Source organism: Egicoccus halophilus (assembly GCF_004300825.1).
Lineage (GTDB): Bacteria > Actinomycetota > Nitriliruptoria > Nitriliruptorales > Nitriliruptoraceae > Egicoccus > Egicoccus halophilus.
The window spans coordinates 3,746,007-3,758,787 of record NZ_CP036250.1; the positions used below are offsets into that span (position 1 = coordinate 3,746,007).

15 protein-coding genes and 1 tRNA gene are annotated in these 12,781 nt (G+C 71.4%); 5 read left to right on the forward strand and 11 right to left on the reverse strand.

Translation table 11 applies throughout. From position 1 onward, the window contains the following. Positions 1-35 precede the first annotated feature (35 nt). The 3 genes from ELR47_RS18530 to ELR47_RS17045 all read right to left on the reverse strand — a co-directional run bounded on the left by ELR47_RS18530 (position 36) and on the right by ELR47_RS17045 (position 3,023). Positions 36-278, reverse strand: coding sequence for a hypothetical protein (locus ELR47_RS18530; protein ID WP_165404166.1), 243 nt, complete (start codon positions 276-278; stop codon positions 36-38). Between the two features lie 129 nt (positions 279-407). Beyond that, on the reverse strand, positions 408-1,868 hold the full coding sequence (locus tag ELR47_RS17040) for an APC family permease (RefSeq protein WP_205745339.1): 1,461 nt from the start codon (positions 1,866-1,868) through the stop codon (positions 408-410). Between the two features lie 216 nt (positions 1,869-2,084). Continuing rightward, a complete protein-coding gene (locus ELR47_RS17045) occupies positions 2,085-3,023 on the reverse strand; it encodes a TIGR03619 family F420-dependent LLM class oxidoreductase (RefSeq protein ID WP_130650972.1) in 939 nt (312 codons plus the stop codon). 258 nt (positions 3,024-3,281) lie between these two features. Between ELR47_RS17045 and ELR47_RS17050 the strand changes: the two genes are divergently transcribed. The 3 genes from ELR47_RS17050 to ELR47_RS17060 all read left to right on the forward strand — a co-directional run bounded on the left by ELR47_RS17050 (position 3,282) and on the right by ELR47_RS17060 (position 5,440). After that, positions 3,282-4,310, forward strand: a complete 1,029-nt coding sequence (locus ELR47_RS17050) for an NADPH:quinone reductase (protein ID WP_130651470.1) — start codon at positions 3,282-3,284, stop codon at positions 4,308-4,310. Positions 4,311-4,390: 80 nt separating this feature from the next. Further along, positions 4,391-4,912, forward strand: a complete 522-nt coding sequence (locus ELR47_RS17055) for a VOC family protein (RefSeq protein WP_130650973.1) — start codon at positions 4,391-4,393, stop codon at positions 4,910-4,912. A gap of 12 nt (positions 4,913-4,924) precedes the next feature. Next, a complete protein-coding gene (locus ELR47_RS17060; RefSeq protein WP_130650974.1) occupies positions 4,925-5,440 on the forward strand; it encodes a MarR family winged helix-turn-helix transcriptional regulator in 516 nt (171 codons plus the stop codon). A 179-nt stretch (positions 5,441-5,619) separates the two neighbouring features. Here the strand turns inward: ELR47_RS17060 and ELR47_RS17065 are convergent, their stop codons facing one another. The 8 genes from ELR47_RS17065 to galU all read right to left on the reverse strand — a co-directional run bounded on the left by ELR47_RS17065 (position 5,620) and on the right by galU (position 11,548). After that, positions 5,620-6,333, reverse strand: coding sequence for a class F sortase (locus tag ELR47_RS17065; protein WP_205745341.1), 714 nt, complete (start codon positions 6,331-6,333; stop codon positions 5,620-5,622). A 13-nt stretch (positions 6,334-6,346) separates the two neighbouring features. Beyond that, positions 6,347-7,213 (reverse strand): hypothetical protein, encoded by an 867-nt coding sequence (locus tag ELR47_RS17070; protein ID WP_130650975.1) that lies wholly within the window; start codon positions 7,211-7,213, stop codon positions 6,347-6,349. Positions 7,214-7,405: 192 nt separating this feature from the next. Then, a tRNA-Ala gene (locus ELR47_RS17075) sits at positions 7,406-7,479 on the reverse strand. A gap of 134 nt (positions 7,480-7,613) precedes the next feature. Beyond that, complete coding sequence (locus tag ELR47_RS17080) at positions 7,614-8,276, reverse strand: translin family protein (protein WP_130650976.1); 663 nt, start codon at positions 8,274-8,276, stop codon at positions 7,614-7,616. After that, complete coding sequence (locus ELR47_RS17085; protein ID WP_130650977.1) at positions 8,273-8,812, reverse strand: hypothetical protein; 540 nt, start codon at positions 8,810-8,812, stop codon at positions 8,273-8,275. Before ELR47_RS17085 ends, ELR47_RS17080 begins: the two co-directional genes overlap by 4 nt. Positions 8,813-8,916: 104 nt before the next feature. Further along, the gene (gene moaC, locus ELR47_RS17090) at positions 8,917-9,414 is read right to left on the reverse strand and encodes a cyclic pyranopterin monophosphate synthase MoaC (protein WP_130650978.1); all 498 of its coding nucleotides are present in this window, start codon (positions 9,412-9,414) and stop codon (positions 8,917-8,919) included. Next, complete coding sequence (locus ELR47_RS17095; RefSeq protein WP_205745342.1) at positions 9,411-10,673, reverse strand: molybdopterin molybdotransferase MoeA; 1,263 nt, start codon at positions 10,671-10,673, stop codon at positions 9,411-9,413. The genes moaC and ELR47_RS17095 overlap by 4 nt, the downstream gene beginning before the upstream one ends. Then, on the reverse strand, positions 10,670-11,548 hold the full coding sequence (gene galU / locus ELR47_RS17100; protein ID WP_130650979.1) for a UTP--glucose-1-phosphate uridylyltransferase GalU: 879 nt from the start codon (positions 11,546-11,548) through the stop codon (positions 10,670-10,672). Before galU ends, ELR47_RS17095 begins: the two co-directional genes overlap by 4 nt. Positions 11,549-11,681: 133 nt before the next feature. Between galU and ELR47_RS17105 the strand changes: the two genes are divergently transcribed. Both ELR47_RS17105 and ELR47_RS17110 read left to right on the forward strand, forming a co-directional pair. Beyond that, complete coding sequence (locus ELR47_RS17105) at positions 11,682-12,263, forward strand: 5-formyltetrahydrofolate cyclo-ligase (protein ID WP_165404167.1); 582 nt, start codon at positions 11,682-11,684, stop codon at positions 12,261-12,263. Between the two features lie 103 nt (positions 12,264-12,366). Continuing rightward, complete coding sequence (locus tag ELR47_RS17110) at positions 12,367-12,732, forward strand: FmdB family zinc ribbon protein (protein ID WP_130650981.1); 366 nt, start codon at positions 12,367-12,369, stop codon at positions 12,730-12,732. The last annotated feature ends 49 nt before the right edge of the window (positions 12,733-12,781 follow it).

Below are 12,781 nucleotides of genomic sequence, written 5' to 3' on the forward strand. Positions count from 1 at the left end.
CGGGCACCGGCGATCGACGGACGGAACGGGGTGGATCAGGCCTCGGGGTCGGCCGGGTCGGTCGGATCGGTCGGATCGGTCGGGTCCTCGGTGCCCGCACCGTCCGTGTCCGTGTCGGTGTCCGTGTCGGTGTCCGTGTCCGCGCCGTCGGTGGTGCCGGCGTCGCCGGTCGTGTCGGTCGTCTCGGTCGTGTCGGTGGTGTCGTCGTCACCACACCCGACCGCACCCAGGGCGAGTGCAGCGGCAGCGGCCAGACCGATCGGCTTGCGGAAGGACATGCAGAACTCCTTGGTTCGTCGGACCCGTCACGGTAGGACCCGGGGACGGGCGCGAGCCGGCCGTGCCGGCCGGTCGACCCCATATCGGGCGACGGTGGTCGGAGGTCCGCCGCTGGGTGTGGCGAGGGCTCACGCGCGACCGAGTTCCTCGCGGACGAACTCCTCGGGATCGACCGGCTCGAACATGGGCTTCTTCGTCTTCACGATGGTCTGCCAGGCGGCGAAGACCGCCACGATGCCGAGCATGCCGAAGAAGCGGACGAAGACGTCGGAGCGCTCGATGCCTGGCGGCGCGATGTACCAGATCGTGACGAGCATGCCGACCGTGGCGAGCACCTGCGGCACCGGGAAGAACGGGCTCCTGAACGGCCGCGCCAGGTCGGGGCGTCGCGAGCGCAGCACCATCACGGAGATGTTCACCAGGATGTAGGCGAACAGCCACGCGCACACCGCCGCCAGGATCAGCACGATGATGGAGTCGATGTCCCCCTGGATGACGATGGCGTGCACGGCGGGGATGACCACCGCCAGTGCGATGCCGGCCCACGGCGTCTTGAAACGCGGGTGCAGCCAGGCGAAGACCGGCGGGAACGCGTTGTCCTTCGCCATGCCGTACAGGATCCGAGGGATGCCGGCCAGCAGGGTGTTGATGGTGGCGGCGGCAGCGAACAGCACCGCGATCGCGAGCCACCAGCGGCCGAAGGTGCCGAGGACCGACTCGGCGAAGATCGGGATCGGGACCGGCGTGTCGAACATCAGCACGCCCGGCTCGAGTTCGACGTTCTCCACGTGACGGAGGACCCCGACGCCGTAGAGCACCATCGACGCGGCGACCGCGGTCAGGCCGATGAACATCGCCCGCGGGATGGAGCGGGCGGGTTCGCGCAGTTCGGACGCCAGCGGCGTGACGAACTCGACGCCGACGAACAGGAACATGGCGAGTCCGACCATGGACAGGATCGCCGTCAGGTCGGTGCCGACGAAGGACTCGCCGAAGAAGCCGCTGGTCGCCACCGTGGCGGCGCGCAACACGCCGAGCAGCCCGAACACGACCAGCGTCAGCCACATCACGGCCGTCAACACGACCTCGACCGCCCCGTAGACGCGCACGCCCACGGCGTTGATCACCCCGAAGATCAGCAACAGCCCGACCCCGACGACCCAACTGTTCTCCGGGCTGAGGCCCTCGAGGAACGGGAAGTTGACGCTGGCGAACAGTCCCGCCGAGGCCGTCTCGGCGGTCCCGGCGAAGATGTGCACGACGAGGTAGGCGACCAGCGTGCCCGTGACTCCGAGGAACCGCCCGAGCCCGGCCGAGATGTAGTCGTAGACCGACCCCGCCAGCGGCATCATGCCCGCCGCTTCGGAGAAGCTCATCGACTGGAACACCATCAGCACGTAGGCGATGAGGATCGCGAACGCGAACACCCACCCACCCGCGCCGAAGCCCGTCGTGGCGGTCAGCAGCACCGACGACGCGATGATCAGTCCGACCGCCGTGGCGAGCGCGGTCGGGAACCCGACGGCATCGTGCAGCAGCTTGTCCGGTGACGATGCCGTGGCGCCATGCGAATCCGCGGGGTTGTTCACGGGTCCCTCTCCTCGTTCGAGCGAGCCGTACCACGTCTCCCTCGTGGCCGGCCGCACGCGAGCCTAGATCACATCGTTCGGATACCAACGATGTTCCGGCATCTGATCGGATCCGGTGACGGCCCCGCATCCGAGCCCCGCCGACCTCGACGGCACCACCGGCCGGCAGCGGTAGCGGCGCCGGCCGCACGCCGTTCGCTCACGGCGGCGGCTCGATCACCCGGTCAACCCCTCGACGCGACGGACGACGTACTGGCAGAAGCCCGGCAACGCATCGGCGTTGTCGATGAACTGCGAAGGTTTGATGCAAATCGAGCCGAACCCGCGACTGACTTGCACCGGTACCTGTTCGAGCGCCTCGTCGAGGTCTGCGGGCGAATGGTCGTCCGGGAACCTGCCTCGCACTCCACCGATCCATTCGAGCGCCGCGGGGTCGCGTCCGGCGAGCCGCAACTGCTCGTGCAGCCGTGCCAGGTCCTCGTCGCTGGGCTGTCCCAGAGGGTGGAAACCGTCGCCGTACTCGACCAGGCGGCGCACCACCGCGGGGTGGACGGAGCTGCCTCCGATCCACGTGTGCGGACCGTCTGGACGCACCGGCTTGGGTTCGAGGTAGACGTCGGAGAATTGGTAGTGGCGCCCCTCGAACGTCGTGGGCGACATCCGCCAGAGCGCCCGCCAGGCGGCGAGATGCTCGTCGAGCCTCGCCCCGCGTTCGCGGAAGGGAACCTGCAGCGCCGAGTACTCGTCCTCGTGCCAGCTCACGGTCGGCTGGACCACCAGTCGTCCTTCGCTGAGGCGGTCGAGGGTCGCCAGTTGCTTGGCCAACAGCAGCGGGTGGCGCAGCGGCGCGATGATCGCCGCCAGGGCGATACGCAGGGAGGTCGTCGCGGCGGCGATGCCGCTGGCGACCACGAGCGAGTCCGGCCACGGCGTCTCCGGGTCCTGGTTGCCGGGCATCGCGTAGTCGCGGGGGTTCGCCATGACACCGTCCGCCCCGGCGGACGGACCGAGCACCACGTGCTCCGACAGCATCACCGTGTCGATGCCCGCGTCCTCGGCGATGCGGGCGGACTCCACCAGCTCGCCCGGGCGCCGGGGGTCGAGGAAGGTCCAGTTCTCCGAGAGCACCAACACCAGGCGGGGCGACTTCGACATGATGACCTCGTCCGCGGTGAGTCAGGCGCGCAGAACCGACTGGAGTCGGGCACCCTTCTCGTCGTGATCGCGCAGCAGTGACTCTGTCCGGGATGCTGACGCCGATGACTTCAGTCCTGCCCAGCCGGCAGGACCGCCTGCCTGCCCAAGCCCGGATGATCTGGGCAGAACGACCCGGACTTGAGCACACGACCCGCGGGGTCGGCAACCGTTTCGGCGCGCATCCACGCACGCTCCGACAAGGTCAGCGAGGGGACGATGCGCGCCGTCTGCTACGACCGCCAAGGCGCTGCCGGCGAGGTTCTCCGGGTACGTGAGGTGCCGACTCCCGAGCCCGCGACTGGCGAGGTGCGTGTTCGCATCCGCTACTCGGGGGTCAACCCCGGCGACATCAAGAAGCGAAGCGGATGGCTCGGTTCGACGATGCCCTACCCGCGTGTCATTCCACACAGCGACGGCGCCGGCGTCATCGACGCGGCCGGTGAGGGTGTCGACCCTGGCCGCATCGGGCAGCGCGTCTGGGTGTACGGCGCGCAGTCCTACCGACCATTCGGCACGGCGGCGGAGTGGACCGTGGTTCCCTCCGCGCTCGCGGTCCGTCTGCCCGATCAGGTGAGCGACGAGGTGGGTGCCTGCCTCGGCATCCCTGGCATCACGGCGCATCGAGCGGTCCTCGGTGACGGTCCGGTCGATGGTGCGACCGTGCTGGTGCACGGCGTTCTCGGCGGTGTGGGCAACCTCGCCGCGCAATTGGCGCATCGAGCAGGCGCGACGGTGATCGGCACCACGCGTCGTCGCGCGGATCTGCAGGCGCGCCCGCCTCGCGGCGTCGATCACCTCGTAGCACTCGATGTCGACGACCCCGTCGACGCGATCCTGGGCCTCGCCCCCGATGGCGTGAACCGCATCGTGGAGGTCGCGTTCTCCGACAACGTCGATCTCGACGCGGCGGTTCTCCGCAACGACGGGATCATCGCCGCCTATGCCACACGTGACGGCCGGCCGGCCCTTCCGTTCTGGCCGATGCTGTTCGGCAACGCCACCATCCGCCTGCTCGGCAGCGACGACTTCCCGGCGCAGGCCAAGCAGCAGGCGGCACGGGACCTCACCAGCGCGGCGTCCGACGGCTCGCTGACCATCGACATCTCCACGCCGATGCCGCTGGAGCAGGCTGCCGACGCGCATGAACGCGTCACGGCGGGCACGCGCGCTCGCGTCCTGCTCCACACCCGGTACGTTTCTCTTGAAGCTTCAACCAGTTCGGACTGCCGACGACGGGGCGGCTGACTCTCCCACCCGGGGCGGCAGGAGCCGGTCTGGTCGACCGGCCCCCTCACCACCGTCCCAGACAGCGAAGGGATCCGACGATGGTGTTCTCGCCCGTTCGTCTCAACCACGCGGTGCTGTTCGTCGCCGACCTCGAACGCTCGGTGGAGTTCTACACCGGCACCTTCGGCATGCAGGTCGTCGCGCGTGAGCCACGGGCCGACGCCGCCTTCCTGCGCCTGCCCCGCTCCGGCAACCACCACGACCTGGGGCTGTTCGGTGTCGGCACCGACGGGGGACCCAAGCGCCGCGGCGCCATCGGGCTCTACCACCTGGCCTGGCAGCTCGACACCGTCGACGAGCTCGCCGACGCCCGCCGCAGCCTCGCGGAGGCCGGCGCGTTCACCGGCGAGTCGAGCCACGGCGCCACGCTGAGCGTCTACGGCGCCGACCCCGACGGCAACGAGTTCGAGATCATGTGGATGCTGCCGCGCGAGCAGTGGGGCGCCTACGAGGACCAGGCGCCGGTCGAACGGCTCGACCTCGACGCCGAGATCGTCAGGTGGTCCGGGATCCGCACCGCCTGGCACCTGCCCGACGATGCCGTGTCGGACGCCTCGTGACGGCGACCGCCGATGCCTGACGACACCCCGGCGACCTCGGTCACCGCCGACGACCAGCAGCAAGGCGACCGGCGGGAACCGCTCTGGCTGGACGCCGCCGAGCAACGTGCCTGGCGGCAGTTGGCCGCCGTCATCCTCAAGCTGCCCAGCGAACTCGAAGCACGGTTGCAGCGCGACGCCGGGATGAGCCACTTCGAGTACTGGGTGATCGCGTTGCTCAGCGAGACTCCCGACCGCACGCTCCGCATGAGCCAGCTCGCCGCGCGAGCCAACGCGTCGCTGTCGAGGCTCTCCCACGTCATGTCCCGGCTCGAAAAGCGTGGTTGGGCCACGCGGCGCCCCTGCCCCGACGACGCACGCGCCACCTTGGCCGTACTCACCGACACCGGCTGGGACGAGGTCGTTGCCGCCGCTCCCGGCCACGTCGCCACCGTCCGCCAGCTCGTCTTCGATGGGCTGGACCCCGAGGACGTCGACGAACTGGCCCGCGTCTGCGGAGCGATCCTCGAACGTCTCGACGGCGCCTGACGACCTTCGCCCTCTTTGCCGCAACGCCCCGTTCTCGGCGACGCGCCCACAGTGCACGGAGCTCTTCGACGGTCACCTGCGGATCGCCGCCGAGCAGTCATCTCGACGAGAGCGCCACGGAACGTCCCGGCCCGACGACCTCCACGGTCCCCCGCGATCCGGACTCCGCACCCGGGACCTCAGCGAGCGTCGTCGGCCGATGCCTCGTCGAGCGCAACGGCGAAGACGATGACGTTGTCGCGATAGCTGCCGGCGTCGCGGTCGAACGGACCCCCGCAGGTGATCAGCCGCAGCTCGGCGCGATCGACCGCGTCGTAGACGTCGCCGGTCGGGAAGTCGTCCTTCGGGACGACCTGCACGCGCTCGACCTCGAAGGCGACCCGCGTGACGCTTTCGTCGGTCACCTCGATGCGGTCACCAGCTTCGACACGGTCGAGCCCGTGGAAGACCGCAGGTCCCTCGCGCGAGTCGACGTGACCGACGAGCACGGCCGGCCCGCGCTGTCCAGGTACGGCACGGCCCTCGAACCAGCCGGCCAACTCCGGAGGTGGCACGACGAGGCGACGATCATCGTCGGCACCGACCGGTTCGATCTCGGCATCGATCGAGACGGAGGGGACGGTGACCTGTACCGGCAGGGTGAGTGGCCGGTGGTCGGCACCCGCGTCGCGGCGCTCGGGGTCTCGCGCACCGGATGCCAGGTCGTCGCTCGGGCCAGGAGCATCCGGCGAGAAGATGACGCCGTCCTGGCGATGAGCCGGATCCTCCGAGGCATCCGGCCCCGTGGGCGCGTCTTCCCACGCGACGGCGGTGACGCCGAAGACGAGCGCCACCAGGCCGAGGAGCCCCGCGGCACACAGCCGGGAGCCCCTCGAGCGCTGACCCTGCGTCATGCGGTGACGTTCCTCAGCGACGGATCGAGCGCACGGCGGGCCACGCCGCGACGGCGAGCGCGAGCAGCGCGAACAGGACCATCCCGGCGAACAGCACCGTGGTGGTGCTCATCCCAGCGGCAGCAACGCCACCGAAGCCGGCATCGACGCCGCCGACCGGCGCATCGTCGTGATCGTGATCGTGATCGTGGTCGTCGTCGTGAGCGTGGCCGTGATCGTCGTCGTGGGAGTGACCGTGATCGTCGTCGTGGCCGTGACCATGGTCATCGCCACGGTCACCCTCGACATCGGCGCTGACGGTGACCGTCATCGACGGGGTCTCGTACGCGACGTCGCCGTCGTCGAGCAGCTGGAAGACGACCGAGGTCTCGCCCTCGGACTCACCGCGCAGGTACACGTGGTCGCCGTGCATGACGAGGTCGAGGACGCCGTCCTCGGCACCGGTCGCCAGGGCGACGCCGAGCTCGTAGGGCGAGCCGTCGAGGGAGATCTCCTCGCCGTCGTCGTCGAGGATCGTCGCACCGAGCGACAACCGGCCGTCGAGCGGTACGGCCGGCAGGCTGCCGTGCCAGTGGTCGCCGTGGACGTAGGCGATCCGGCTGTCGTCGCTCCGGTCGATCAGCGAGAACCGCTCGTCTTCGCTGAAGTCTGCGTGGGCGGCGGTCGGCGCCACGGCTGGCGGGCCGGGGCCCGCGCTGGCCACCCCACGCATCTGCCGATCGGCAGCGAACAGATGACCCCAGTACCGAGCGCTCCGACCGACTGGCCCTGGTTGGTTCGACGGCTGGGAGTCGTACTTGGCGGCGGTAGTCCCCCACCGTGAGGCCGTGCTCGAGCTCATCGGCGAGCTGTGCGCGAAGGTCCTCGGCGCGTCCTCCACGCTCCTCGAACTCGGGAGCGGCGCCGCCGGCTTCGCCGAGGTGGTCGAGCAGGGACGCACCGCCTCCGGCGCGGCGATGGCCCCGGGAGCCTGGAGCCCGCCCGTGCGTGCTTCTTGCGGACTCGATACGCACCGGTTCGAGAGGTACTCACCGGAAACGGCGAGAACCGCCCCGTAGGGCGGTTCTCGAGGTGGAGGTGATCGGATTTGAACCGACGGCCCCTTCGTTGCGAACGAAGTGCTCTGCCGAACTGAGCTACACCCCCGGGAAAGTCCAGGCGCGCGCCCCGCGAGGCGCAGCGGGCGGAAGGGTAGCGCGGCGCCGGCGCGCCGTCAGATCGGCGACCGGTCGGCGTGCGGCGCGGCGGACGGGGTGAGGGCGCCGGGCGGGGCCGGCGACTCACTCGGGGCGGTCGAGCATCCGCTGCAACGCCTCGCGGTGGGCGTCGAGGGCGCGGCGCAGCTCGCGCTGACCGGCCGCGGTGGTGAGATCCCCGCGGGTCCGCTCGGTGATGGCGCGCGCCGCATCCGTCGCCCGGCGCAGTCCGCGGCTCAGTCCGTCAGGCACGTCGATGGTCACCAGCGCGGCGAGGATCTCCTGCATCAGCCCGAGCGCCGCCTCGGCCTCGTCGACCCGGCCACCGCGGACGTGGTCGAGGCTCGCGCGCCGCAGTTCGCCGACCGTCTCCGCCAGCCCGTGCAGCCACGACACGTCGTCGACGCCGACCTGGTCCGGTGACGGCAGCGGCTCGCCGCGCACGGCGGCACGGGTCAGCACCGCCTCGGCGACCTCCTTGGCCGCGTCCTGCACGAACCCGGCGTGCAGGACGTCCGGGAAGGACCCACACGCGGTGTACGCCTCCGCCAGCGCGGACCGCGCCTCGTCGATCAGTGTCGCGGCCCGCTCGTGCTCGGCGCGGTGGGTGGCCCGGATGGCGTTCGCCGCCGCACGGATCGCGTCGCGTCCCGCGTCGAGGCCGACCTCACGCGCCTCGTGGCGGGCGACCAACCGACCCCGGACCGGTTCGGTCAGCGCCGCCAGTGCTGCCGGCGCGTCGCTCACGCCTCCCAGCGGCGCAGACGCACCCCGCCGCTGACGCCCCACACCTCGTCGACCTCGGCGGCCGGTGTCGTCGGCTCGTCCGGCCGGTGCAGGTCCAGTTCGGCCACGACCCGGCGGGCCTCGTCGCGCTGGAGCTTGAGCTGACGCAGCAGCACGGTGTACCCGGCCGTGCCCAGCACGACCAGGACGGTGGGGAACCACAACCAGCCCCCGAAGGCGACGGCGAGCACCAGCGAGACACCGCTCGCGACCAGCGCACGCAGGAACCACAGCCGCCGCGTCGCGACGACCGGGTCCTCGGGGCGATCCACCCCCGAGCTGCGGTCGGTCTCGTCGACGTCACGACCAACGATGCGGTCGGCGTCGCCCGGCACCAGCAGTTGCCGGGTCGTGCTGCGGTTGTCGCGGAGCACGGTCATGGCCCGTTCGAATCCTCCCACGGTCACGAGGGGTGACGACGCACGGGAGCGGCGCACCGCTCCCGGGACCAGCAGTACGGCCCACAGCAGGACCAACACCACGAACGATCCCGTCACCACGTCCCCGCACCGGTCCTCGTCGTCTTCCGAACGCCACCGTTCTCGGGGCGTTGCCGGACCGTAACCGACGCCGACGCCGACACGAAGCAGGTGCGACGGCGCTAGGGCAGCTCGACGTCTCCGGAGCGCCCCCCGGTCTTGCGGCGCAGTCGGACGTCGGTGATCACGACGTCGCGCTGGACCGCCTTGACCAGGTCGTAGAGGGTCAGGGCGGCGACGCTGACGGCGGTCATCGCCTCCATCTCGACGCCGGTGCGGTCCGCGGCCCGGGCCGTACCCGTGACCCTGGCGGTGCCTGCCTCGGCATCGACGTCGATCTCGACCTCGACCGCCGTCAGGGCGATGCCGTGGCACAGCGGGATCAGCTCGGGTGTGCGCTTGGCCGCCTGGATGCCGGCGATCCGGGCGACCGGCAGCGCGTCGCCCTTGGGCAGGTCGCCGGCGACCAGTCGGGCCGCCACGTCCGGGCGCATCCGCACCCGCGCCTCGGCGACCGCGGTACGACCGGTGACCGGCTTGTCGCCGACGTCGACCATCCGGGCCCGGCCACGGGCGTCGAGGTGGGTGAGTCCGGTCGGGTCCTGCTCGGGCACGGTCATCCCTCGATGAGCAACTGGACGGGAACGCTCTCGCCGACCTCGAGGCGGTCGCGGTCCTCGGGCACGACGGCGAGTCCGTCCGCCGAGGAGATCGAACTGATGACGTGGGAGCCCTGGGCGCCGGTCGGGGTCGCCGACCACCCGCTGCCGGTCCGCGTGAGGCGCACCCGCACGTAGTGCCGCTTGCGCGACGCCCCCACCAGCGGTTCGGCGACCCGTGCCGTGACCACCGGCCGGGTGACGTCCCGCCGGCCCTGGAGGAGTCGGATCGCCGGCCGGACGAACACCTCGAACGAGACGAACGCCGACACGGGGTTGCCGGGCAGGCCGATCACCGGCGTGCCGCCGATACGGCCTCGGATCTGCGGCATACCCGGCTTCATCGCGACCTTGGCGGTGGCGACCTCCCCCATCGCCCCGATGACGTCGGGCAGCAGGTCCCGGGTACCGGCACTCGCCCCCCCGGTGCACACGAACAGGTCGGCGTGCCCGAGGTTGGTGTCGAAGGCGTACATCAGGGCCTTGCGATCGTCCGGCACGACCCCGGTCGTGAACGGGATGCCGCCGGCGGCGCGGACCATCGCCGCCAGCATCGGCCCGTTCGAGTCGCGGATCTGCCCCGGTCCCGGTTCGCGGTTGGCCGGGACCAGTTCGTCGCCGCTGGAGAGCACGACCACCCGCGGCGGCGGGACGCACAGCACCCGTGCGACCCCGGCGGCGGTCAGCAACCCGACGTCGGCGGGCTGGACCCGGCGCCCCGAGCGCAGCAGCACCTGCCCCGGCTGGAGGTCCTCGCCGGGCCGGCGGATGTGGTCGCCCGCGGCGACCGGCCGGTGGAAGGCGGCCGTCGCGGCACCGCCCGAGGTGGTCTCGACCGGCACGACCGCGTCGGTGCCGGCCGGGACGGGAGCACCGGTCATGATCCGTACCGACTTGCCGGGCGGGACCCCCGCCGGTGCGCCCGCTCCCGCGGCCACCTCGCCGATCACCGGCAGCTCGACGGGCTGGTCGAGGCTGGCGCCGGCGATGTCGGCGGCGACCACCGCGTAGCCGTCCATCGCCGCGTTGGCGAAGGCCGGCAGCATCGCCTGACCGACCACGTCCTCGGCGAGCACCAACCCGAGCGCGTCGAAGACGGTCAGTCCGATCGCGTCGGGCGTGGGCAGGGCGTCGAGGATCGCCTGCAGGTGCTCGTCGACCGGGGTCAGCTCCTCGGCGGCGGTGACCTCCGTGCGTCCGTGCCCGACGAAACGGGTCACGCGTCCTGCTCCGCGAGCCAGTCGCGCAGCCAGGCGACGAACTCGTCGCCGAGGTCGTCCCGCTTGGCCGCGAGCTGCACGGTGGCCTTCAGGAAGCCGAGCTTGTCGCCGGTGTCGTAGCGTTCGTCGTCGAGGCGGATCCCGACGATGGGTTCCTCGGCGGCCATGGTCTCCAGGGCGTCCGTGAGCTGGATCTCGCCTCCGCTGCCCGGCGGGGTGTCGCGCAGGACGTCGAAGATGCTGCCCGGCAGCACGTAGCGGCCGACCACGATCAGGTTCGAGGGAGCGTCGGCCGGATCGGGCTTCTCCACCAGGCGTCGGATCGTGAACTCCCCGTCGCGTTCGCCCGCCTCCACGTCGGCGACGCCGTAGAGGTGCACCTGGTCGTGCGGCACCTCCATCAGGGCCACCACGGGACGACCGGTGCGCTCATGGGCCTCGACCATGCGCTCGAGGAAGGGGACCGCGGGATCGACGATGTCGTCACCGAGCAGCACCGCGAAGCTCTCGTCGGCCTCCACGTGCCCGGCCGCCATCAACACCGCGTGGCCCAGTCCGAGCTGTTCGCCCTGCCGGATGCTGTGCATCTGGGCGAGCTCCGCCAACTGACGGACGACGGCCAGTTCCTCGTCCTTGCCCTTCGCCTCGAGCGCCTGCTCGAGGTCGAGCCGTCGGTCGAAGTGGTCCGGGATGGCGGACTTGCCGGTCGAGGTGACCAGCAGCACGTCGTCGAGACCGGCCCGCACGCACTCCTCGACCACGTACTGGATGGCCGGCCGGTCGACGAGTGGCATCATCTCCTTCGGCACGGCCTTGGTGGCGGGCAGGAAGCGGGTTCCGAGTCCGGCGACGGGCAGGACGGCCTTGCGGACCATGGGTGCTCCTGGAGCAGACGACACGCGTTGGATCGGCGCGTCCCGAGCCTAATCCTCTCGGGCGCGGCCGACCGACCGTAGGCTGGCCACCGGCGCACCGGCAGCGACCGGCGGCCGAGGAGCGGGCAGGCGCGTGGAGGGCACCCCGAAGGCCGCGCTGCGATCCTGCGCCCGCGCGGCACGCGCAGCCCTGTCCGGTCCCGAACGCGCGGCGGCCAACGCCCGGCTGGTCGGCCGGTTGACACGCCTACCGGAACTGCGTCGCGCGTCGGGGGTGCTGCTGTACGCCGCGTCCGAGTTCGAGGCGGACCCGGCGGGGCTGCTGCCGCGGTTGCTGGCCCGTGAGGTGCGGACCTACTTCCCCCGGGTCGACGGCGAGGTCCTCGAGGTGGTGGCGGCCGCCGACCTGCGCACGCTCCAGCTGGGCTACCGCGGCATCCGCGAGCCGGCCGGAGCGGCGGCCGAGCTCACCGACATCGACGTGGCCCTGGTCCCCGGCGTCGCGTTCGACCCACTCGGGGGCCGCCTGGGCCAGGGTGGTGGACACTACGACCGTCTGCTGGCGTCCCTGCCCCGCACCACCACACGGGTGGGCATCGCGTTCGCGTGCCAGCTCGTGCCGCGGGTCCCGACCGAGCACCACGACGCGACGGTGGACCTGGTGGTCACCGACCGTGCCGTCCACCGCGCGCTGCACCGCACGCCCGACCGCTGAACGGGTGCATCGTTTGCGGGTCCGACCGACCTACGGCAGAATCAGCACTCGCCCCTGCCGAGTGCCAGTCGTCGCTCGCGCGCGAGTGTGGAAGAGAGCTGCCATGCCCACCTACGAGTACGCCTGCCGGGACTGCGGTGAGCACCTGGAGGTCGTGCAGTCGTTCCAGGACGATGCGCTGACCGAGTGCCCCACCTGCTCCGGCTCCCTGCGCAAGGTCTACAGCGCCGCCGGCCTGATCTTCAAGGGCTCCGGGTGGCACGTCAAGGACTACGCCGCCTCGTCGAAGCGTGGCGGGGGCAACCGGGGCGAGTCGTCGTCGGAGGGCTCGTCCTCGGAGGGCTCGTCGTCGGAGTCGTCCTCCGACACCGGCGCCGCCAAGGACAGCGGCACGAAGGGCGGCTCGTCGTCGGAGGGTTCGTCGTCGAACACGTCGTCGACGTCGAGCGAGGCGAAGAAGAGCGCCTGACCGCCCGACCCTGACGTTTTCCACCGCGCGCCTGCGTCCCGATCGGACG

What these genes read in the sequence shown, in the direction of transcription:
- ELR47_RS18530 (WP_165404166.1), bottom strand. Translation starts at nt 278, where the DNA reads ATGTCCTTCCGCAAGCCGATCGGTCTGGCCGCTGCCGCTGCACTCGCC.
- ELR47_RS17045 (WP_130650972.1), bottom strand. Translation starts at nt 3,023, where the DNA reads ATGTCGAAGTCGCCCCGCCTGGTGTTGGTGCTCTCGGAGAACTGGACC.
- ELR47_RS17050 (WP_130651470.1), top strand. Translation starts at nt 3,282, where the DNA reads ATGCGCGCCGTCTGCTACGACCGCCAAGGCGCTGCCGGCGAGGTTCTC.
- ELR47_RS17055 (WP_130650973.1), top strand. Translation starts at nt 4,391, where the DNA reads ATGGTGTTCTCGCCCGTTCGTCTCAACCACGCGGTGCTGTTCGTCGCC.
- ELR47_RS17060 (WP_130650974.1), top strand. Translation starts at nt 4,925, where the DNA reads ATGCCTGACGACACCCCGGCGACCTCGGTCACCGCCGACGACCAGCAG.
- ELR47_RS17065 (WP_205745341.1), bottom strand. Translation starts at nt 6,333, where the DNA reads ATGACGCAGGGTCAGCGCTCGAGGGGCTCCCGGCTGTGTGCCGCGGGG.
- moaC (WP_130650978.1), bottom strand. Translation starts at nt 9,414, where the DNA reads ATGACCGTGCCCGAGCAGGACCCGACCGGACTCACCCACCTCGACGCC.
- galU (WP_130650979.1), bottom strand. Translation starts at nt 11,548, where the DNA reads ATGGTCCGCAAGGCCGTCCTGCCCGTCGCCGGACTCGGAACCCGCTTC.
- ELR47_RS17110 (WP_130650981.1), top strand. Translation starts at nt 12,367, where the DNA reads ATGCCCACCTACGAGTACGCCTGCCGGGACTGCGGTGAGCACCTGGAG.